Source organism: Bacillus sp. SD075, assembly GCF_017355165.1.
Classification (GTDB): domain Bacteria; phylum Bacillota; class Bacilli; order Bacillales; family DSM-1321; genus Peribacillus.
Window position 1 is genome coordinate 229,171 of the sequence record NZ_JADILK010000003.1, and the last position, 22,571, is coordinate 251,741.

22 protein-coding genes are annotated in these 22,571 nt (G+C 39.6%); 7 read left to right on the top strand and 15 right to left on the bottom strand.

Annotated features, from left to right (window positions below):
* Positions 1–153 precede the first annotated feature (153 nt).
* Positions 154–516: a YugN family protein gene (locus tag IOC57_RS04400; RefSeq protein ID WP_034313973.1), complete on the top strand. Its 363-nt coding sequence runs from the start codon at positions 154–156 to the stop codon at positions 514–516.
* A 112-nt stretch (positions 517–628) separates the two neighbouring features.
* Here IOC57_RS04400 and IOC57_RS04405 read toward each other — a convergent pair whose 3' ends face one another.
* The 7 genes from IOC57_RS04405 to cyoE form a co-directional block, all read right to left on the bottom strand.
* Positions 629–1,090, bottom strand: coding sequence for a DUF420 domain-containing protein (locus IOC57_RS04405; RefSeq protein ID WP_207437563.1), 462 nt, complete (start codon positions 1,088–1,090; stop codon positions 629–631).
* 207 nt (positions 1,091–1,297) lie between these two features.
* Positions 1,298–2,209 carry a cytochrome c oxidase assembly factor CtaG gene (gene ctaG, locus IOC57_RS04410; RefSeq protein WP_309487662.1) on the bottom strand — a complete coding sequence of 304 codons (912 nt, stop codon included), beginning with the start codon at positions 2,207–2,209 and terminating at the stop codon, positions 1,298–1,300.
* Between the two features lie 138 nt (positions 2,210–2,347).
* Entirely contained in the window at positions 2,348–2,683 is a 336-nt protein-coding gene (gene ctaF, locus IOC57_RS04415; protein ID WP_207437565.1) for a cytochrome c oxidase subunit IVB, read from the bottom strand.
* Between the two features lie 3 nt (positions 2,684–2,686).
* A complete protein-coding gene (locus tag IOC57_RS04420; RefSeq protein ID WP_207437566.1) occupies positions 2,687–3,316 on the bottom strand; it encodes a cytochrome (ubi)quinol oxidase subunit III in 630 nt (209 codons plus the stop codon).
* Positions 3,316–5,187 (bottom strand): cytochrome c oxidase subunit I, encoded by a 1,872-nt coding sequence (gene ctaD, locus IOC57_RS04425; RefSeq protein ID WP_207437567.1) that lies wholly within the window; start codon positions 5,185–5,187, stop codon positions 3,316–3,318. Before ctaD ends, IOC57_RS04420 begins: the two co-directional genes overlap by 1 nt.
* Before the next feature lie 24 nt (positions 5,188–5,211).
* Positions 5,212–6,294: a cytochrome c oxidase subunit II gene (gene coxB / locus IOC57_RS04430; RefSeq protein WP_207437568.1), complete on the bottom strand. Its 1,083-nt coding sequence runs from the start codon at positions 6,292–6,294 to the stop codon at positions 5,212–5,214.
* 251 nt (positions 6,295–6,545) lie between these two features.
* Positions 6,546–7,484: a heme o synthase gene (gene cyoE, locus IOC57_RS04435; protein WP_207437569.1), complete on the bottom strand. Its 939-nt coding sequence runs from the start codon at positions 7,482–7,484 to the stop codon at positions 6,546–6,548.
* A gap of 600 nt (positions 7,485–8,084) precedes the next feature.
* Here cyoE and IOC57_RS04440 point away from each other — a divergent pair.
* On the top strand, positions 8,085–9,071 hold the full coding sequence (locus IOC57_RS04440; RefSeq protein ID WP_207437570.1) for a COX15/CtaA family protein: 987 nt from the start codon (positions 8,085–8,087) through the stop codon (positions 9,069–9,071).
* A gap of 183 nt (positions 9,072–9,254) precedes the next feature.
* Here IOC57_RS04440 and pyc read toward each other — a convergent pair whose 3' ends face one another.
* Together pyc and IOC57_RS04450 are read right to left on the bottom strand one after the other, a co-directional pair.
* Complete coding sequence (gene pyc, locus IOC57_RS04445; protein ID WP_207437571.1) at positions 9,255–12,692, bottom strand: pyruvate carboxylase; 3,438 nt, start codon at positions 12,690–12,692, stop codon at positions 9,255–9,257.
* Between the two features lie 613 nt (positions 12,693–13,305).
* On the bottom strand, positions 13,306–13,587 hold the full coding sequence (locus tag IOC57_RS04450; protein ID WP_207437572.1) for an Fpa/YlaN family protein: 282 nt from the start codon (positions 13,585–13,587) through the stop codon (positions 13,306–13,308).
* Positions 13,588–13,808: 221 nt separating this feature from the next.
* Between IOC57_RS04450 and IOC57_RS04455 the strand changes: the two genes are divergently transcribed.
* A complete protein-coding gene (locus IOC57_RS04455) occupies positions 13,809–14,312 on the top strand; it encodes a peptidyl-prolyl cis-trans isomerase (protein WP_207437573.1) in 504 nt (167 codons plus the stop codon).
* 64 nt (positions 14,313–14,376) lie between these two features.
* On the opposite strand, the gene IOC57_RS04460 is transcribed toward IOC57_RS04455, so the two are convergent.
* Positions 14,377–15,708 carry a PhoH family protein gene (locus IOC57_RS04460; RefSeq protein ID WP_207437574.1) on the bottom strand — a complete coding sequence of 444 codons (1,332 nt, stop codon included), beginning with the start codon at positions 15,706–15,708 and terminating at the stop codon, positions 14,377–14,379.
* A 266-nt stretch (positions 15,709–15,974) separates the two neighbouring features.
* Here IOC57_RS04460 and IOC57_RS04465 point away from each other — a divergent pair, with 266 nt between their 5' ends.
* The gene (locus IOC57_RS04465; RefSeq protein ID WP_207437575.1) at positions 15,975–16,574 is read left to right on the top strand and encodes a YhcN/YlaJ family sporulation lipoprotein; all 600 of its coding nucleotides are present in this window, start codon (positions 15,975–15,977) and stop codon (positions 16,572–16,574) included.
* Between the two features lie 160 nt (positions 16,575–16,734).
* Positions 16,735–16,935, top strand: a complete 201-nt coding sequence (locus IOC57_RS04470) for a YlaI family protein (RefSeq protein ID WP_207437576.1) — start codon at positions 16,735–16,737, stop codon at positions 16,933–16,935.
* A gap of 448 nt (positions 16,936–17,383) precedes the next feature.
* On the opposite strand, the gene IOC57_RS04475 is transcribed toward IOC57_RS04470, so the two are convergent.
* The 3 genes from IOC57_RS04475 to typA are packed head-to-tail and all read right to left on the bottom strand — an operon-like array spanning position 17,384 to position 19,851.
* Entirely contained in the window at positions 17,384–17,668 is a 285-nt protein-coding gene (locus IOC57_RS04475) for a hypothetical protein (RefSeq protein WP_207437577.1), read from the bottom strand.
* Between the two features lie 4 nt (positions 17,669–17,672).
* The gene (locus IOC57_RS04480) at positions 17,673–17,981 is read right to left on the bottom strand and encodes a YlaH-like family protein (RefSeq protein ID WP_202317057.1); all 309 of its coding nucleotides are present in this window, start codon (positions 17,979–17,981) and stop codon (positions 17,673–17,675) included.
* Positions 17,982–18,003: 22 nt separating this feature from the next.
* Positions 18,004–19,851 (bottom strand): translational GTPase TypA, encoded by a 1,848-nt coding sequence (typA, locus tag IOC57_RS04485; RefSeq protein WP_207437578.1) that lies wholly within the window; start codon positions 19,849–19,851, stop codon positions 18,004–18,006.
* 124 nt (positions 19,852–19,975) lie between these two features.
* On the opposite strand from typA, the gene IOC57_RS04490 reads away from it, so the two are divergent.
* Complete coding sequence (locus IOC57_RS04490; RefSeq protein WP_034314013.1) at positions 19,976–20,158, top strand: YlaF family protein; 183 nt, start codon at positions 19,976–19,978, stop codon at positions 20,156–20,158.
* A 115-nt stretch (positions 20,159–20,273) separates the two neighbouring features.
* Here the strand turns inward: IOC57_RS04490 and IOC57_RS04495 are convergent, their stop codons facing one another.
* Both IOC57_RS04495 and IOC57_RS04500 read right to left on the bottom strand, forming a co-directional pair.
* Positions 20,274–21,068, bottom strand: a complete 795-nt coding sequence (locus IOC57_RS04495; protein ID WP_207437579.1) for an inositol monophosphatase family protein — start codon at positions 21,066–21,068, stop codon at positions 20,274–20,276.
* Between the two features lie 403 nt (positions 21,069–21,471).
* Positions 21,472–21,669, bottom strand: a complete 198-nt coding sequence (locus IOC57_RS04500; RefSeq protein WP_034314018.1) for a hypothetical protein — start codon at positions 21,667–21,669, stop codon at positions 21,472–21,474.
* A gap of 196 nt (positions 21,670–21,865) precedes the next feature.
* Between IOC57_RS04500 and IOC57_RS04505 the strand changes: the two genes are divergently transcribed.
* The gene (locus IOC57_RS04505; protein ID WP_207437580.1) at positions 21,866–22,486 is read left to right on the top strand and encodes a YktB family protein; all 621 of its coding nucleotides are present in this window, start codon (positions 21,866–21,868) and stop codon (positions 22,484–22,486) included.
* Positions 22,487–22,571 lie beyond the last annotated feature (85 nt).

The following is a 22,571-nucleotide window of genomic DNA, read 5'->3' on the forward strand; positions in this document are numbered from 1 at the left end:
TCATTGCAACTTCCACCATTTCGTACTATTATAAAATATAGGATAAAATGGTATATTATAAACATACTTGGAGATTTTTAATATATTCATGTACATAATATTTTCCCGGTATGTCATTTTAATTCTCAATAGTAAACATAGGAGGTACTACTCGTGAAATTTGAAAGCTTTGGAATCGAAAACATCACTGCCGACTTAAACCGATTAGATGACCTAATGCCGCAGTATGGTTTAATACGTGCAGAACAATGGGATTACGAAAGAGTCAGCTACGATCGTAAGTTCGAATTAAAAGAAGGCACGTTTTACCTGAGAATACTTGGCTATGCTACAGAGGGCGATGTAGGCGCTCACAGGGCCGTCATCAAACTAATGGTTCCTCTATTAGGAAAACACTATTATCCACACGGAGTTGAATATGGAGAAGGAGAGGATTTCCCTGCTTCACTAGTTAAGCAAAGTGAAAAAATCCTCGCTCAAATCAAAGAAGAACTTACACAATTCAACGGCCTTTAGAAGCTGTTAGTGAAAATGCAACGTACAAAGAGAGCGTATCATGAGTGATGCCCTCTTTTTTGTATCCATTACAAAAGCCTGATGCTTTTTTGCACCAGGCTTTTTCATTATTTTAAAATCCTAGAATCGCCTTTATTAAAGATGTTGTTTCCCCGCCATGATAAATGACATAAAGAAGTATGTAAACAGCTACTCCAGTAATCCCAGTGAAAAACCAAATGATACTTGTCGCTGGCCCGATTTTTTTATGAATGGCGAATTTACCTTTAAACCCAGTGGTAAGCATGATGATCCCCAAAACAGCTCCTGTCGTTGCAAGCGTTATATGGAAGATCAAAAAAATCGTATAATAAATTTTAATATCATCGGGTCCGCCAAATGACGTACTACCAATAAAGACCGTCCGAGAAAGATATATAGCGAAAAAGATTACCGCAAAAACCGCAGCTGCCATCATGGTTTTTTTATGGGTCTCGATTTTGCGTTGTTTAATTTGATACCAGCCTATTGCAACAGTGATGGCACTTAATACAATGAAGGCTGTACTTATCGTTGGAAGGATTGGTAAAGACATATGAATTGTAGTCCTCTCTATAATTATTAATCATCTACCATTTTATAAGAGGCAATCATAAAATTCAATAAAATCAAGAATTATTAACAGAATGCTCACTTTTATAGAATTGCCAAGTCAAATCAATGGCTATTTGCTTTAAATAGAAAATCAGGCCATGGCAGATAAAAGACTTGTCGGCGCAAAGACAAGTCTTTTATCGTACAATTATTCTACAGTCTGAAAATCCGAAGGAACCGGATCAATATCATTTTGGCCGCCATTCTCTTTTTTGAACCAAGCAAAGAAAATGACACCTAATACATACCCTAAAACGATTTCTTGAATCACCTTCATAAGAACCCCACCAAGCTGTTGATCCTCAAGCAATGGCAGTCCATTGAACATTTCTGGGCCACTGAGCGTTAAGCCCGACAAAGCTGAAGCCGGAACGCAGAGTTCCATGGCACTGGCCCAAGATTCCGCATTGGTAAAGGTATCATACATTGGATCATTAGCAAAAATGATTAATGCGCAAGCAGGGGTCATAAGGATCCCACTTCCGAAAATATAAGCTACTTTTTTCACACCTGACAGACTTTCACTTTCCGGCAGTTGATTGACAAGCGGGAACCACATCAAAACAGCAGTCGTAAATAAAAGGACCGTGTATCCGGCATGAAACCACATCCCCGTTTTGATAAAGTCGAACACTAACGGGATATGGTACAACGAGAAAAGAACATTAAATAGTAAAAGGGCGACAAGAGGCCTCGTGAAAAATTGAAATAACGTCTTCACTCCCCTTGAATTTATGAAAGTTCTCATAAGCCAATCTGGAATTGCTATGATAAATAAAGGCGGAATCACGAGATAGAGCAGTGCCATTTGAAACATGTGGGCACTGAACATGATATGGCTCAATAAGTCCAGTGGCGATCCTTTTACCACATATAGTAGGAACATGGCTATCAAAAAATAAGTTGCCTGTTTACCGGAAAGCGATGAACTGTCCGAAAACTTCTCCCTTTTTTTTGTCACCAGCCAAAAATAGCCAACGGTTATAAGTACGAGGACGGCAAAATAATAAGGACTCCACAAAGCGCGAAATCCGAAAATATCAATAGACAAAAAAATCACCTCGTTCATGAACTTTTTCTTACTCTCATTATACCTAAAATGAAACATGGTAACAAATATAGATAAACCTGGATTCTTTTTCTAGCTCATCACATAAAGAAAACCGGCTATCATTCAATAGCCGATTTTCTTCGTAATTCATATCCAGACGATCGTTAAGAAAGTCAGCACTGTTATCAAGCCGACTGCGAGGCCGGAAAATAAGAACAATGCAATGGTTCCATGCCCTTTATGCTTCATATGCATGAAATAATACAATTGGAAAATCACTTGTACAACTGCCAGCAGCAAAATGACCGGTTTAATGAACCAATGTGAAAAACCCTCAATTCCTACTGCAGCAAAAGCGATCAATGTAAAGAAAATCATAAGTGTAAATGTTATCACTTGGTGTTTCATCTCTTCAGCATTCTTCTTACGGCGATATTTTAAATCGACATTCGGGTTCGCTGAATTTGATTGTTCATTCGCCATCAGTTATCCCACCATTCCCATTAAGTATACAACAGTAAAGATAAACACCCAGACTACGTCAATGAAATGCCAATATAGGCTCGCAACATAAAATTTAGGGGCATTGTACAAATTCAAACCCCTTCTTGCATTACGCACCATAAGAGATATGATCCAAACAAGACCGAAAGCAACGTGTCCTCCATGAAACCCAACTAACGTATAAAACGCGGAGCCGAAGGCACTGCTCGTAAATGTATGATGGAATTCATGAACATAGTGATTAAATTCATAAATCTCGAGTGCAAGAAAACCAAAACCAAGGGCAACCGTAATCAAAAGCCATGCCTGCATTTGTTTAAAGTGGTTATTTTTCATATGGTACATCGCATACACACTGGTTAATGAACTGGTCAATAACAGCATGGTTGCTACAAAAGTCAGCGGTAATTCGAATAAATCTTTAGCTAAGGCAGCATCACCATTTGGAACTTTATCCTTCAATGCAAGGTAAGTTGCAAAAAGTGAGGCGAATAATACCGTCTCTCCACCAAGAAACAACCAGAATCCCAAATACTTATTTTTACCTTCTAAAGTCGCTTTCTCGGGAGAAGCAGGCCAAGTGGCATCCGTGAATCTTTCATCTGTTTGCATTATGCCTTACCTCCCTTGTCTTTATCGTCCATAAGGTCTTCTTTATGAATATGGTACCCATGATCGTCTTTAACGGAACGAATAAACATTGAACCAAATGTTACCAAAAGTCCAATAATCATGATAGGCAGGGTCCATGTCTTATCATCCATATGGTATAAAGCCCCGAATGCGGCGATAAATAAACCTGAAGCAATCGTTAAAGGAAGAATGGATGAATTAGGCATATGGATATCCCCAAGTGGTTCTGCAGGAGTCATTTCCTTTTTCCCTTCCATTTTTTCAACCCAGTAAGGATCTAATCCGCGGACTAGCGGCAGTTGTTTGAAATTATAAAACGGCGGTGGTGATGGAATGGCCCATTCAAGAGTACGGCCGTCTCCCCATGGATCATTGCCGACTTTTTTATTTTTCGCTGAAGTAATGATGATATTGATTACCATGACGATGACTGCAAAAGCCATCAAGAAGGCACCGACTGTACTGATCATATTACCCGTATTGAGTCCTTGATTGTCCAAGAACGTGAATACGCGGCGAGGCATCCCCATCAGGCCTAAGAAATGTTGAATGAAGAACGTTAAATGGAAACCGATCAAGAACGTCCAAAATGTGACTTTCCCCAATTTCTCGCTTAACATCGTTCCAAACATCTTCGGCCAATAGAATGTGACACCAGCCAATAATCCCAATACAACCCCACCGACGATTACATAGTGGAAATGGGCAACAACGAAATAGCTGTCATGGAACTGGTAATCAGCAGGAGCAGATGCGTTCATGATACCTGTCACGCCACCCATGGTAAAGGAAGGAATAAAGGCAACTGCATAAAGCATCGGCACCGTGAACTTGACGCTTCCTCCCCACATCGTAAAGATCCAGTTGAATATCTTAATACCTGTCGGTACTGCAATAGCCATGGTCGCCACGGCAAAGATCGCATTCGCGATCGGTCCTAAACCAGTGGTAAACATGTGATGCGCCCAAACCATGAAACCTAAGAAACCGATTAAAACGGTTGCAAACACCATCGATGAATATCCGAATAATCTTTTTCTTGAGAAGGTAGCGAAAATTTCGGAAAAAATACCGAAAGCAGGAAGGATTAGGATATATACCTCCGGGTGACCGAATATCCAGAATAAATGCTCCCAAATGATCGTATTCCCGCCAGCTGCTACATCAAAGAAATTCGAGCCGAACATCCTGTCGAACATCATTAACACCAATCCTACCGTAAGCGGAGGAAAAGCGAATAATATCAATGCGGAAACAACGAAAGTCGACCAGGTAAACAGCGGCATACGCATATATGTCATTCCAGGCGTACGCATATTGATAATGGTTACAAGAAAATTGATCCCCGCAATTAATGTTCCCAACCCTGATATCTGTAATCCCAGGACGTAAAAATCAATACCATGGCCTTCTGAGTGCAGGGAAAGTGATGCATATGATGTCCAGCCAGCATCAGGAGCCCCACCTAAAAACCATGAAAGATTCAGAAACAATCCCCCAAAGAAAAACAACCAAAAACCTAACGAATTCAAAAATGGGAACGCAACATCACGTGCCCCTATCTGTAATGGTACCACAGCATTCATTACAGCAAATACCAATGGCATGGCCGCCAGAAATATCATTGTCGTACCGTGCATGGTCAAAATTTCATTATAAAATCCGGCACTTACGAAATCATTATTTGGAATTGCAAGCTGGATACGGATAAACATCGCTTCCAAACCGCCGATTACAAAGAATAACCCGCCAGAGATAAGATATAAAATGGCGATTTTCTTATGGTCTACCGTCGTCAGATAATCCCAAAGCGTAGCGCCAAATCCTTTTTTATTAGCGTACGTACTCACGATTTAACCTCCTTAATCAATGTTCTATTTGTCTTCCACCTTAAGCTCTAATAGATAAGCGGCCAGTGCATTAATATCTGAATCCGAAAGTTCACCGTAAGTACCGGTCATCGTGTTGCCCGGTTTATACTTCTCAGGATCCTTGATCCATTTTTTCACATTCTCTTCCGTATGATCCAATACGCCAGCTACTTTTTGGCGTTCACCGAATGTAGCCAGATTCGGAGCTTGACGTGCAGCTTCAGGCCTGCTGTCATTAGGTGTTACCGCATGGCAGCCAATACAACTTTGATTAAAGACATCTTCCCCCTGTTTGGCCAGATCACCTTCAACGACAGGTTCCTTCGCGGCTTTCATATCTTTAGTCCAAGCTTCAAAATCGCTTTTAGACTTCGGTACGACCTTAAAATCCATCAAAGCATGTGAAGGACCGCAAAGTTCCGCACACTTCCCGTAAAACAAGTTGTTAGAATCTTCTGCCTTTTCACTGTCGAATTCCAAGAAAAACTGATTGTCCCCATCTGTATTTGTATCCATCTTTCCTCCGGCAGCCGGTACCCAGAATGAATGCTTAACATCCGAAGCAGTTAAGTTGAAATACACTTTTTGATCTGTTGGCACAACCAAATCCTGACTTGTTACAACGCCAAGGTCTGGATATTCAAACTCCCACCAATAAAGGTTCGCCCTGACATTCACGACTAGCGCATCCTTCGTTTTTCCATCCTTATCTTTCCTGTCCATTGCCTTTGTGTCGGCTAAGTCGAAAGTCGTGACGACAGTTGGAACAGCCAGAACAATTAAAAGAAGGATAGGAATAACAGTCCAGATAATTTCGAGTTTATGACTTCCTTCAATTTGTTTCGGTATTGTATCGTCGCCTTTCTTCCGACGGAAGCGCAGTAAAACTACAACGAACAAAATAATCACAACAATAATAACCAGTACCATGATCAGTGTACTCAATATCAGTAAGTCATACTGAGATTGCGCAACATCGCCAGCTGGCTTCAGCGCGGATAGAAATGGTTCGCCGCAGCCCGAAAGGACAAGTCCTACAATACCCAGCAGGGCAATTAGGCGCCATTTATGCAGCCTTTTTTTCATAGCTTCAGAAACCCCCTCTTTCGTCAAAATTTTCTTATAAAAATAAAAATGGGCGCAATTGCGAATATTCTCTCTATGTCAATTTCTAAAAAGAAAGAATCCCTAATCTAAGGAATTATAAAGATGATGAATGTAACCGCTCTTATGTATTACCCAGTTGACTACGTTAATATGTATGTATGGCGGTCAGCTTTATTTATGAGTAAGCTGGAGCCTGGAAAAGAACAGGCACCAGCTTATTTTAACCAAAACTAGATGAGTGTAACAATAACCATCGCTACAAATAAAATGGTCATATAATTTAAAGAATATACAAACATGGAGGTTGCCCATTTAACATCATCTTTCTTTTTATACCCCATAATCCCCAAAATAAGCCAACCTGTGCTCAATAAAGCAGCAAGAATTACTAGTGGAGTTCCTAATGGAGTTAAAAAGAAAGGAACGAACATCAAACAGACGATCCATAAAATAATCGATCTTTTTGCGGCCTTGAACCCTTTTACGACCGGAAGCATAGGTACTCCTGCTGCACGATATTCTTCGACACGCCTCATTGCAAGAGCATAAAAATGAGGAGGCTGCCACAAGAACATGATCGCAAACAGGACCCAGGCGATCTTATCAAGGCCCGGGTCGACTGCAGCCCACCCGATAAGCGGAGGCACCGCTCCGGATATACTGCCTATAATCGTATTCGAGACAAATCTACGTTTGAACACCATGGTATATAAAACAACATAGGCGAAGACGCCAAATGCACCTATTATGGCAGTTGTCATATTAGTCAATGCAAGTAAAATCAGCCCTGCAGCAATTAAGCCGAAACTTAACGCCAATACCTTCGAAGGCTGTACTTTCCCAGTTACCGTTGGACGGTTTTTCGTTCTTTCCATTAAATGATCGATATCACGGTCATAATAATTATTGAAACTGCAAGATCCTGCCATTATGAGCGCCGAACCTGCAAGTGTATAAAACACTACATCTAGATTGCTTAAGAAACTAAGCCCCGAAAAATGAAGAGCTAACCACACGCCGGTAAAAGCTGTAATTATATTTGAATTGACAATCCCCACTTTTATAAGTGCGAGAAAATCCTTCCAAGCTGTTGTTTCAGGTATATCCGATTGAAGGGCGGCTTTACTGTCCTCCATGACAGCTTCTGACAAACCCCTTGTTTCTGACATTTGTTTTCCTCCTTTAAATCATTCAGCACAGACGCAAATGCAAAAAAATACTTACATATGCTATAGAACATTATTTCATACTTTTTGATATTTGTAACCAAGGAAGCGTAAACAAAAAGTAAATTATTTACCAATGACCGTTGTCAATGGAATCCATCGAGAACTATCATTCTTAATATCATGCTTAATAACAGTAAAATTTAGTAAAATCATTTCTTCAATATATTAAAACACATTTTTGGAAGCTTTTGTGAAAATTTTTCGGGTATTTTTTGACCAATTTGTGTCTCAATAATTTAATGGTCTTGTAAGATGTTCATCAAGAACATGAATAGTATGCTATTATCATCATCCCCTAGGCTTTATCCCTATTTTACTCCTTCTTGAAGTTTACACTCCCTTTATTTCTATCAAAGTCTTTTGTAACTTTCAACTATTTCAGGCATTTTAATTAATAGTTATAATATTAACTGAACTTGTAAAATCATTCTATTTTGTGTAATATCGAGGAAGTTCGACAAATATTATGAAAAATCTTATGCTATTATTAATTTTATGGAACAACCCTAATTTGCTACAGAGAAAAAGGTGGGACTACTAGTGAAATCGTCTCTTAAATGGTTTGCTGTTTTAACAACGATTGTAATGCTTTTCATCTTACTTGGTGGAGCTTTAGTCACGAAGACGGATTCCGGCATGGGATGCGGCAGGTCCTGGCCATTGTGCAATGGGCAATTGATCCCGGACAAAATCACCATTGAATTGGTCATTGAGCTTTCACATCGACTCGTTTCAGGTGCTGGAGGATTCTTGGTTTTAATTTTATCGTATATGTCCTGGAAAAAAATAGGTCATATTCGCGAAGCGCGTTTCTTATCCGTACTTTCATTTGGTTTTCTGTTACTACAGGGATTGATTGGGGCGGCTGCCGTCATTTGGTCACAATCCGATTTCGTCCTTGCCCTTCATTTCGGCATATCGCTCATTTCCTTTGCTGCCGTCTTTTTACTGACACTGTTGATTTTTGAAGTAGACAAGAAGTTCGAAGCCGAAAAACTTATAGTTGACAAACGAATGCAATTCCATATTATCGGAGTATTGATTTTTTGTCTGGTAGTCGTATATACGGGTGCTCTTGTAAGGCATACAGAATCAAGTCTTATCTGTAAGGATTGGCCTTTATGTGTAAATGACAGTCTTGCACTCCCTTCCAACCTTTATGAATGGATTCAGATGGGGCACCGTGCAATGGCAGGCGCTATTTTCATTTGGGTATCATATGTGGCTTATATCGCAACAAAACATTACAAAAATCAAAAAGTGTTATATGGCGGTTGGATTGCTGCATTCATCCTTGTATTTTTACAGGTTACCGCTGGAGCCTTTATCATTTTCTCAAGGCAAAACTTATATATCGCATTGACACACGCATTATTCATTGCCTGCTTTTTTGGTGTAATGAGCTATTTGATGCTATTGACATCAAGAAGCAAAAAAAATGCCCTAGCCAAGCAAAAAAGGAACTCCCCTCAAACAGTCAAAGGACAAGATGAACAGGATATAACACCAACGATCCCCGCCCGTTAATGTCTGATTGTTCAATTAATAATAAAAATAAAAACCACCATTCCAGGGAATGGTGGTTTTTATTTTATCCTAAGGTAGGGCTTCGATGACCATACATTGCCTAAAAAGAGGCAACAGAACAGCTTAAAACCTTAATCATACCCAACATACCCCAAGTCATTCAAAAGGTCTCAGTCAGCGATATTACTTAGTTATTTCAATCAATAAGTCTCCAGTACTGATCGCTTCTCCATCTTTCACATAAATATCTTTAATGGTCCCGGAGAATGGTGCTTGCACGGTAGTTTCCATTTTCATCGCTTCCGTAATGATCAGGTGATCCCCCTGCTTGACCTGATCGCCTTTCTCGACCACTACACGAATAACCGTACCTGGCATTGTCGCACCGAGTTGTTCTTTATTTTTTGGATCAGCCTTCATTTTTGATACAACGGAAGATTTAATGTTTTCATCCTTGATGATCACTTCACGTGATTGGCCATTCAACTCAAAATACACAACCCGTGTCCCATCAGCCAATGGCTGACCGATTGAAACCAATTTTACGATGAGCGTTTTACCCTTTTCAATTTCAACTTCGATTTCTTCCCCTAGCCTCATTCCATATAAGAAAGTCGCGGTATCGAGGTTGGAAACATCACCAAACAGCTCAATCGTTTTATTGTAGTCCAAGAATACTTTTGGATATAGGGCATATGCAAGCACATCGAAATCAGTGACTGCCCGTCCCAATTCCTTGAATAATTCTTCTTTAAGAGCTGCAAAGTCCACCTCTTCCAATAATTCGCCCGGTCTCACTGTTATAGGTTTCTTCCCTTTCAGGATAACGTCCTGAAGTTCTTTAGGGAATCCCCCAACAGGCTGACCTAGATAGCCTTCGAATAACTCTATGACTGAATCAGGGAAATCGATGGATTTGCCTTTTGTCAGAACATCTTCTTCAGACAGGTTATTTTGAACCATAAATAAAGCCATATCCCCAACAACTTTCGAAGAAGGAGTTACTTTAACGATATCGCCGAACAATACATTGACACGCTGGTACATTTCCTTAACTTCATGCCAGCTGTCTCCCAGCCCCACTGCTTTGGCTTGCTGCTGCAGATTACTATATTGACCCCCTGGCATCTCGTGTTTGTAAACCTCGGTATGAGGCGCATTCATGCCGCTTTCGAAGTCATGATAGAATTTCCTGACCTCTCCCCAATATTCTCCTAAACGCTCTAGCGAGTCGACTTCCAATTTAGGCTGTCTGTTTGATCCCTCCAAAGCATAATGAAGTGTTTGTACACTTGGCTGCGAGGTTAGTCCAGCTAAAGAACCAATCGCCGTATCGACGATATCCACTCCAGCTTCAATCGCTTTCGAATACATGTAAATTCCATTTCCGCTTGTATCATGCGTATGCAAATGGATCGGAAGGGATGTAGATTCCTTCAGTTCCGAAACTAGGCGGTAAGCAGCTTCAGGTTTCAAGAGGCCCGCCATATCCTTGATCGCTAAAATATGGGCACCGGCATGTTCTAATTCTACTGCCATATTTTTATAGTAGTCGATATTGTACTTGCTGCGTGATGGATCATTCAAATCCCCTGTATAACAAATGGCAGCTTCTGCAATTTTGCCGGATTGACGGACTGCATCAATAGCCAATTCCATCCCTTTAACCCAGTTTAAACTATCGAAGATACGGAAAACATCAATGCCTGCATCCGCTGATTTCTCTACGAATTCACGAATGACATTATCAGGATAATTTTTATAACCAACTGCATTTGAAGCCCTTAAAAGCATTTGTAATAGGACATTCGGTGCTTTTTTCCTGAAACTTAACAGCCTGTCCCACGGATCTTCTTTCAAGAAACGATAGGCGACATCGAAAGTTGCCCCGCCCCACATTTCCATTGAAAATAAATCAGGAAGCAGTTTTGCTGTAGGCTCAGCGATATCCAGGATATCTTTCGACCTAATTCTCGTCGCCAGTAAAGATTGATGCGCATCACGGAAAGTCGTATCGGTGATCAATACCTCTTTCTGTTCTTTGATCCATTTGACCAGTCCCTCTGCTCCTTGCTGTTCAAGTATATTTTTTGTACCTGAGATAAGGGGCAGGCCTTCAACATTCGGAATTGGAGCTGGATCAAAGACAGGTTTTTTCTTTTTCTCGACTCCCGGGAATCCATTCACGGTCACATTTCCGATGTATGAAAGCATTTTTGTCCCACGGTCTTTTCTGATTGGGAAGCTAAATAGTTCCGGTGTTGAATCAATGAATGATGTATCATATTCCCCGGTTATGAATTTTTCATGTTTTACAACATTTTCAAGGAAAGGGATATTTGTTTTAATACCACGAATCCTGAATTCCTTAAGGTTACGAACCATTTTGGAAGCCGCCTGCTCAAATGAAAGCGCATGAGTAGAAAGTTTAACGAGAAGGGAATCATAATATGGTGTGATAACCGCACCTTGGAATCCATTCCCTGCGTCCAGACGAACACCAAATCCCCCACCGGAACGGTAAACCATCATTTTCCCGGTATCAGGCATGAAATTATTCAATGGGTCCTCAGTCGTCACCCTTGATTGAATCGCATATCCATGAGTTTTAATACCTGCTTGTTCGGGAATCCCGATCTTTTTGCCGTGGAGTTCATGCCCTTCAGCAACCATGATTTGAGATTGAACGATATCAATGCCCGTAATCATTTCAGTGATGGTATGCTCGACCTGCACCCGTGGATTTACTTCAATAAAGTAAAATTCGCCATTGGCGACAAGGAACTCGACCGTACCGGCGTTTACATAATCAATGTTTTTTGCCAATTTAACGGCTGCCTCACAAATCCTTTCCCTTAAATCCTCTGAAAGGGAAACGGAAGGTGCTACTTCCACAACTTTTTGGTGCCGTCTCTGAACGGAACAGTCACGTTCATATAAATGGACGATATTCCCATGGGTGTCAGCCAAAATCTGAACTTCGATATGTTTCGGATTTTGTATGAATCTCTCTACATAGACTTCATCATTACCAAAAGCTGCTTTAGCTTCTGATTTTGCCCGATCATATGCCTCTTCAACTTCTTCGATTTTTTCGACAATCCGCATTCCGCGTCCGCCACCGCCTAAAGAGGCTTTTATAATAATTGGAAAACCGTATTGTTCACCAAATTCCTTGACTTCTTCAACACTGGTCACCGGTCCATCGCTGCCAGGGATAACCGGAATATCGGCCAATTCAGCTTGTGTTCTAGCTTTTACTTTGTCACCAAACATATCCAGGTGTCTTGATTCTGGTCCGATGAAGATGATGCCTTCTTCCTCACAACGTTTCGCAAATTCAATATTTTCTGAAAGGAAACCATAACCTGGATGAATCGCATCGACTCCGCTCATTTTGGCAATCGCAATAATGCCTTCAATATCCAGGTAGGCATCAATCGGTTTTTTGCCTTCCCCAACCAAATATGCCTCATCCGCTTTATATCGGTGATAAGAACCATAATCTTCCTTTGAATAGATTGCAACTGTGTGAATGTCTAATTCCGTACATGCCCGAAAAATCCTAATCGCTATTTCCCCACGATTTGCCGCAAGTACTTTTTCTATACGTTTCCCCATTGCTACCACCCTAATCAATATGTATTTTTAATGAATATATAGAAAAAAAGCGTGAAAGATTTCCAACACTTTTTATTCATAGTTTTATTTCCCAATTAAGGAGATCAATCTGATTAAGCTCTTTTTATCGATGAGGTAATTATTTTGATATATTTTATATTGTTGTTTTTTTCGTACGGTAAACATTAAAAAGAGCCCTACACCATTAGTAAATGAAAATTAACTATAATAATATATTATCAATTTGATTTAACATTCAATTAATATAACCATAATACTAAAATTAACTGAATACAATAAAAAAATAAAAAATTACATATATTCGTATATAAAAACAAGGAATTAGCTCTGGATTTCCCCACTAACAATACATTGTTAATCAAAGATATACGACCTGAAAATGCTTTATGTTTAATACTTTATTGAGGAAATTTAAAATGTGAAGGTGACCAATAAACATTACATTGATAATTAAAAAATAAAAAATTAAATTTCTGAAGCTAATTAGTATGTAACAATTAACAAAAAGTATAACACCATTAATATATGTGTGTATATAAATAAAAAACTCAAACAATCATCGAGATTTGTTTGAGTTAGTATGTTTTATCTATTATTTTTTTAATGATGCTTCATGCAAAACTGACAATTCCTGTTCAAGGGTTTCCAACAGGGATTTACCCTCGGTTTCCCCTACCAAACCTAAACGTACGGCAAAATCAATTTCTCGTGATAGGCCGAACATTTGTGTATCAAGTACCTCTTCATATAAAGGACATTGAGGCATAGTGAGATTTTCCATTTGAACTTTTATCAGTTTTAGAATCTTGTCAGCATCTGCTTTTAATAAAGCATAAGCTTTTTCTCGATGATTGACAAGCATATCAGATGCCATGTTAAATCCCCCCGCTCAGAGCGATTAAATCTTATCTCTAAATTCTACCTTTAGTTTTGTGAAAAAGCAAGGACATTGACAAACAATTTGCCATTGAGATATCACGAGCACCTCTCATATGAATATACCCAGACATGAAAATTGTTCACCATCGTGAAGATGTGACATTTCAATTATAATTGATTATAATCATTAAAGAGCAGCAGAAAGGAATGAGATATTTGGAACCCATCGTATTTATAAATGGAAAAGTGAAATATCCAATTACTCTAGATCCCGGAGTATGGATTTTTGATGACCGTAAAGTTGAAATCGATACATATTTCCACGCTGAAAGAGTTCAAGTCAATGAATTAGAAGAATATACGATTGCCGCCTCCAAACATTGGCAAAAAGAAATACAGGAAGGCGCAACAATGCCACCCACATTAAAAACGGAACGAAAGTTCGAGAAGCAAAGATTGCTGGAAGGGACTTTCGGCATCCCCTTAGAACCTTTTTTAAAAAATGCCGAACCTGAAAGTGGGGTAACTGAAGTTATCGTTACAACCGATGATGGGGAACTTACATTCCCGTTTAAAACGGCACTTGAATTTTTCCTGGGCTTTTCAAAGGATGGCAAGCCGCTTAAAATAGCCGAGGGCGGCCCTCTGGAAATTTATTTCGGAGACGCTTCCAACATCAATGATCCGATAAAAAATGTACGGTCCTTCACTGTTAAATAAGGCTTAGTCCATTCCTACCAAAAACTTTAGAGCAACCGGCAAGGGATATCCCTTGCCGGTTGCTTTATAAAAGCGTAGCCGCTAGTTGGGCCAATCCAGATCTTTCCCCTTTTATCAATTTAACATGGCCAGCAATACGCTCGGTCTTGAATTTTTCCACCACATAGGTCAAACCATTATTATATTCATCTAAATAAGGATGATCTATTTGTTCGGGATCTCCCATTAATACAATTTTGCTCCGTTCCCCTACTCTCGTCAAGATGGTCTTGACCTCATGTTTTGTTAAGTTCTGCGCTTCATCGATGATGATGAACTGATCCGGGATGCTCCTTCCCCTGATATAGGTGAGGGCTTCCACTTCAATCGAACTCATGCCTGCTAAAATGGCATCCAATTCCCCAGGTTTTTTCGTATTGAACAAAAATTGGAGATTATCGAAAATAGGCTGCATCCAGGGTCTTAATTTTTCTTCTTTTTCCCCTGGCAGATAACCAATATCTTTACCAACCGGTACAATGGGCCTAGCAACCAGAAGTTTCTTATATTGAGACAAATCTTCAGTCTGCATCAAACCTGTTGCCAATGCCAATAAAGTCTTACCTGTCCCCGCCTTACCAATGAGCGTCACAAGCTGGATATCCGAACGGAGCAACAAATCAAGAGCCATCGTCTGTTGGACATTTCTCGGTTTAATCCCCCAAATATGTTCCCCTTCATACATCAGTTTCTTAACGAATCTGCAGTTCTCATCCACGATCCCAATTGCAGAAGCTGAACTTCCAAGCGTGTCCTTCATTAACAGGAATTGATTGGGATAATATAAATCTTTTGTCAGTTCTTCCAGTGCCAGAAAGCTTTTTTCATAAAATTTATTCAGATTATCAATCGAGACAAACACTTCTTTGTGCCCAGCATATATATGGTCCAGTTCTACGACACGATCATTTAAAAAGTCCTCTGCCTCAAGACCGATGGCATCCGCCTTAACCCTGACGAGCGTATCCTTGCTAACTAAAATGACCGTTTTCCCCTCTTCCTTCGTCTCTTCTTCCAAAGAAAGATTTTTTGCGACTGCCAATATCCTGTTATCATTCGTTTTCTCCACAAAAATTTCCTGCAGCTTATGAAATGAACGGTGGTTGAGTTCAATCCTTATGCTACCTCCATTATGAAGCGGAATACTCTGATGAAGCTTCCCTTTTTCTCGAAAGCTATCGATCAATTTTGATACTTGCCTGGCATTCCTTCCGATTTCATCCATATACCTTTTTTTCGAATCCAATTCTTCTAATACGACTGCTGGAATAACAACTTCATTATCTTCGAATGAATAAATCGAATACGGATCCTGCAACAGGACATTTGTATCTAAAACATAGATTTTTTTCCCCAATATGACGCCTCCTGCCTGCTCTATAGGATATGCCTTACCATTTACTACACTCAGCAGTTATGTAGCGGACGAGACTGTTGATAAAATATATGTTCCTTTGCATAAAGATAGAAGAACATTTACAGACTATAAAGAAAACTTCCAGCAAAGAATGCAATCCCCAATATTGATACACCATGTTTCGCTGCATTTTATACTTATATGCATCAGACTTGGTCATTGATGGGCAGGCTGGAATCAAATAAGAACATTAAGGAGGTTTTACATTGCAAAAAATCTTATTGTCGCTCGCTGCTGCTTTGTTGATGACAGGTTGCTCAATGGATAATAAAAATGAAGTGTCTGAAAATAATTCGAAAAATAATTTAACGAAAGTCAATAATACGGCCATTAAGGAAGCAGACAGGCACACAGGTCAGCAAACAGCGGAAAGACTCACCGGTTTGGCTAAATCCATTCCGGAGGTGAACGATGCCACCGCAGTCGTACTTGGCAAATATGCCATCGTAGGAATAGATATTGACCAGGATATTGAGCGTTCACAGGTTGGAACGATAAAGTACTCAGTTGGAGAAGCTTTAAAACATGATCCTGATGGTGCAAATGCCATCATCGTCGCTGACCCAGATTTAAATGAGCGGATCAGGGAGGTTGCCAAAGATATTAAAGATGGCAAACCGGTAACTGGGATACTAAATGAACTGGCTGACATCACTAGTCGAGTCATCCCTGAGGTTCCTGGAGATATTTTAACCCCAACGCCATCGAAGAACATCGACAAGGAAAAAAATAAACTTGATGATAAAACGGAAAGAACAGAACTCGATAAAGAGCAAAATGATCAATCCAATCACTATAAAGAATGAATTTTCCTGACCCGAAGTGAATCTTCGGGTTTTTGTCTATCCCCGCCATGAACCAGTTTACTTTTAACCTCCAAATGTTAGTTTCACTTTATCCTCGTTTTACCATAAAAATATTGGTATACTTAAAAGCATATTCAAATTGAAGTGAGGTTCAACTAATATGAAGGTTAAATGTGTAATATGCGATCAAATTGAATCTATACCTGACGATAGCCCAGAAGCAAAGAAACTACGCAACCGTCCTATACATACCTATATGTGCAATACATGCAACCAACGCATAGAAGAGCGTACGAACGAGCGGATTGCTACCGGAAACTTCCGCCTTTATCGGACGATCAAACATGAAGATGAATGGTAAGATATTTTATAAGGTTTTCCTGATTGGTCTCATCAATGGAATTCTGCTTGGAGTGATTATGAAGTGGGTCGAAATGTTTTCCGGTAAACCAGTGTATAAGCTTTTGCTGAATGTGGATTTCCTTCCTGTAATAGGGGATGTTTCCTTGAGTGAGGCATCATCATTTCTTCCACCTCCTTTTCTCACTGGCAATTACGTTTAGTTACGTTTTTATTCTTCACCCTTTTAAATTTCCAGTAAATGGAACAAATCCACACTTGCTTTTATCACGGTCATTCCCGCCACCATGCTTTACTTCCCACTTTCGGCGCTGTCGAAACAGAAGTTATCCTTCCCTTTGATTTGACAGTCTTCTTTTTGTCGGCAATCTTACATTTTTTTCACGGACTTTCCCTGCCTAAAGCAATAAAAAAAGAACCGTGCGTATGCACGGTTCTTTTTTTTACCATTACTCGATATTTTTATACTTCTCTGGCTCTAACTGAATTTGGTCTAACATGATATCAATCAATTCAATCGGATAACGTTGCTTTTTCTTTTCATCTTCCATAAGATACTCGACGAAATAAAAAGGTCCTGTTTTTGAAACCGAATCGATTATCACCTGATGATCGTCTTTCAGCATCTGCATGAAAAACATTTCTGTATCGCGTGCAGCTGTATCATCAGGCCTTGCATCACAGACAACTTTGATCGTCAACCAATTGTATAAAGCATCCTGTAATGATTTCATTATCTTAAGCCTGTTCTTCTTTTCTCGAATTATGAAGACGGATTCTATAAATCCCAAGAACAAACGAAGCGATGACTAATGCCTCTCCCATAGGAAGAAACACCGCAAAGAAAGAAAGAAGGGTACATCCAAGTGCCATTACCACATAAATGACCACATTTTTTAGCAAAGGTAACTTTTTGGCAAAACCTAACTGATAGACAAGGATGCATAATCCAAAGACCGTCAAATATAAATACCACATTCCTGCTTCAGGATTTTCATCCACTCTGTACAAGGCTGCAAAAAATGATAATCGCTCTTGGATATCCAATCTTTTCTCCTCCTCTTGCTATTTATTTTTCTTCAACAGCAACTTTTTTTCGTTTAGCTGCTCTTTCACGCTCGTTTTTATCAAGAATTTTTTTACGAAGACGGATTGAATCTGGAGTTACTTCACAATACTCGTCATCGTTCAAATATTCTAGAGCTTCTTCAAGGGACATGATTCTTGGCTTTTTCATGGAAGAAGTCTGGTCTTTATTTGCTGAACGCATATTTGTCATTTGTTTCGCTTTAACGATATTAACAGTCAAATCGCTATCGCGGTTATGTTCCCCGACGATCATGCCTTCATAAATGTCCGTACCTGGCTCAACGAAAATAACACCGCGGTCTTCAACTTGCATAATACCATATTGTGTAGTTTTTCCTGACTCCATGGATACAAGTACACCTTGACGTCTTCCGCCGACTTGACCTTGCGCCATTGGTTGGTAGCTGTCAAATGAGTGGTTCATGATACCATATCCGCGTGTAATCGTTAAGAACTCAGTTGAATAGCCAATAAGTCCGCGAGCTGGGATCGTGAACAATAAACGAACTTGCCCGCTTCCACTATTGATCATATCCAACAATTCACCTTTACGGGCTCCCATTGATTCCATGATCGAACCAGTGTGCTCCTCAGGTACGTCTATTTGTACACGTTCAACTGGCTCACAACGGACACCATCAATCAAACGAACGATAACTTCCGGTTTAGAAACTTGCAGTTCATAACCTTCACGTCTCATGTTTTCGATCAGGATGGATAGGTGAAGCTCCCCACGACCTGAAACAATCCAGACATCCGGAGAATCAGTATTTTCGACTCTTAAGCTGACATCCGTCTGCAATTGATTTCTCAAACGCTCTTCAATTTTACGAGCTGTAACGAATTTACCTTCCCGCCCTGCGAATGGGCTGTTATTTACAAGGAAAGTCATTTGTAATGTCGGCTCGTCAATACGCAGGATAGGCAGAGCTTCAGGGTGTTCTGTCGGACAAACCGTTTCCCCTACGTTAATATCCTCCATACCAGAAACGGCAATCAAATCACCGGCAACAGCTTCTTGGATTTCAACTTTCTTCAAGCCAATATAACCAAAGATTTTCGTTACACGGAATTGTTTAACCTTCCCATCAAGTTTCATTAAGGAAACTTGTTGACCTACATGCATTTTACCGCGGAATACACGGCCAACGCCAATACGTCCCACATAATCATTATAGTCAAGTAAAGCCACTTGGAATTGAAGCGGTTCATCTGAGTTATCAATTGGTGCAGGGATCGTTTCGACGATTGTTTCGAAAAGTGGGGTCATGTCTTTTTCTTGTTTAGCAGGATCTGAATCCAAGCTTGCAGTACCAGCAATACCTGAAGTGAAGACAACTGGGAAGTCTAACTGTTCTTCTTCAGCTCCTAGTTCGATGAATAAGTCAATTACTTCATCTACCACTTCATTTGGACGTGCAGAATCTTTATCGATTTTGTTCACGACAACGATTGGTGTTATCTTTTGTTCCAATGCTTTTTTCAACACGAAGCGAGTTTGCGGCATACAACCTTCATATGCATCAACAACAAGAAGAACGCCATCAACCATTTTCATGATCCGTTCCACTTCACCACCAAAGTCGGCATGACCTGGTGTATCCAAAATATTGATCCTTGTATCTTGGTATTGAACAGCTGTATTTTTCGCAAGAATCGTAATTCCGCGTTCTTTTTCAATCGCATTAGAATCCATCGCACGTTCTTCGACATGTTCATTTTCACGGAAAGTACCAGATTGCTTAAGCAACTGATCCACTAACGTCGTTTTACCATGGTCAACGTGGGCAATGATGGCTATATTACGAATATTTTCTCTTAATTTCAAAAAATTCACTCCTAAAAAAGTTTGTGTAAAACGTATCACTAGTATTAACTTACATATTATATCACAAACATACTAGAAACAAATACAGAAATTATGTACAATAGATATATTAGGGGTGATATTAATGAACATTAAATGGAATTTCTTAATATTAGCGGTATTGGCAACATCCAGCATTGGCTCCATTGGCATCTTCATTGCTGAAAAAAGCTTGATTGGAATATTAGCTGCAATCGTTATTCTTTGCGGAATTATGGGGTTCGGTTTCACTCAGAAGAAGAAATTACGCGAAGCCGGGAAGTTATAATATAAAAACTCGCTGACAGACAGCGAGTTTTTTTGTTAATTATTACAAAAAGGAGTATTTGATTCCACCGTACAGGACTTTTAATACCTTCAATTAAGCCTTGATACTAATGTCTTTAATTTCCTGATAAGTATTTATTAAATATTTCTTTGTGAAGCCCTGGTTTGGATACGAAAAGTGAGTCGCCTTCTAAAAAATTCAATTTGTCACCTTTAATATTACTTACTTCCCCGCCCACTTCCTCAACCAGTAAAACTCCTCCGGCAAAGTCCCAAGGCATGAGTCTCATGGTTATGTATGCATCAATCCTTCCAGCAGCCACGAAAGCAAGCTCCAATGCTGCGGAGCCATAAGAACGTGTCCCTCTTGCATCCCGAACTAGCGGTGCCAAAAGCCTCGGGTCGATCCTACGGTTTTCCGTTACCCAGCTTGCATTGATGGAAATGATTGCTTTGCCTACTGTTGCCTCTTCAAGTGATGGGAGCCTTTGATCATTCAGAAATGCTCCCTGACCCTTAATCGCATGATATAATTCATCACTAAAGACATCATATACCATGCCAATCTTACCGATGCCATCCACATAAACCCCAAGAGAAATTGCAAAATTCCTCTGTTGATGAATGAAATTCAAAGTTCCATCAATTGGATCGATGATCCACACCGTACCTTTTAAGTCTTTAATATCATTGCCCATTCCCTCTTCTCCAAAAATGCGGTGTTCAGGAAAAACTTCGCCGATTTTTTCGCAAAAAAACTTTTCTATTCCCTTATCCATATTAGTGACCAAATCATTCGGATTCGTTTTCATTTCAATGTTCAATTTGGTTTTAAAGGACTCCCTTAGCCTAGTACCCGCTTCTTTCATCCATAACTTCGCATATGTATCCATTTCCTTGACCGATGCCATTATAATATCCCCGTCCTTTATGATCAGAAACTACATTAAAATGATCCTCTTCTAAAGATTAAAGCAAATATAGCTTGCCTTCAAGTTTTTAACATCTTAAATTTCCCATTTTTTTTAACATATGGGGAAAGAAGGTTCCTCCCATCCATTAATTGGCTGCGCGATCATGAGTCAGCCCGCACAAATTTGTTTCAAACCTCTTTGACTTACCGTTTCCCTTCCTTATTAACAGAACCCGGACCAAAATAAAATACCCCCTTAAATATTTTGGACATTTAATGAAAAACGGACACATTATTTTTTTATAAAATAAAGTGTCCGTTCATCTATAATAAAATCCATTGTATTGAGATTGATTCATTTCCTTTATTCATTCTCCTTCAAGATCTCTGCAGTCCATCAATTACAAGGCCTTCAGTTTCAACAATTCCAAGCGGATGCGCTCTAGCCTTTGCTTGCATTGTGACCTCTTTTGGTCATTCTCTTCACCAATTGCTTCAAAAAGGGTTGCTAATTCATAGTCCATTTCCATTCTTAACACTGCAGCTCTATGTCTTTCAACTTCTTTAGCCTTTAATGCTTGGTTCATGACTTGTTTCATAATTAACATTCTCCCTTCATCAATTAACGTAATTTTCTGAATTTATTTTATCATATGACTTCCTATCTCAAATAGCAACTAATTTGTGCTTTAACCTATAAGGAATTTTTTACATTGCCAACCTAAATCGTATTTTTTAAATTTTACTTTTACTTATGCTACAATATGTGCAGATATTACGGTAGGAGAGATGAAAATGAAAATAGCAAGTTTTACAGCAGATGATTTCGATGTTTTTAATATTGATGGATTGGAACCGCGCATGGATGCTTTAAAAGAACGGATCCAGCCCAAATTACAAGCCCTTGGTGAGCGCTTTTCTCAAAAACTGTCAGTTATGACCGGTGATGAAATGCACCCTCATGTTGCAAAGCATGCTAGACGGACAGTGAATCCTCCTAATGATACATGGGTTGCTTTCGCTGCCAACAGCAGAGGTTATAAAATGATGCCGCATTTCCAAATCGGGTTATGGGAAACGCATATGTTCATCTGGTATGCCGTCATTTATGAAGCCCCAAATAAAACTGAAATCGGAAAGCACCTGGAGCAACAAGCAGACCGATTAGTGTATAGCATACCCTCCCATTATGTTTGGTCAATGGACCATACAAAACCAGATGTCATCCCTCATGATGGTCTTGGTGTAGATGATTTGAATTCAATGTTCACTCGTTTGCAAACTGTAAAAAAAGCCGAAATCCTATGCGGTATAAAAATCTCCCGTGATGACGCTATTAAGTTAAAAGATGATGATTTCATTCAAACCATTCAAGATGCGTTTGAACATCTTTTACCCTTATATCAACTAAATTAAACACATTTGCTTCGTATTCGGATTGTAATATTGAATGCCTTCAATTAAACTGTTTAAGAAAAAAGGAGAGCCATGGAGGCTCTCC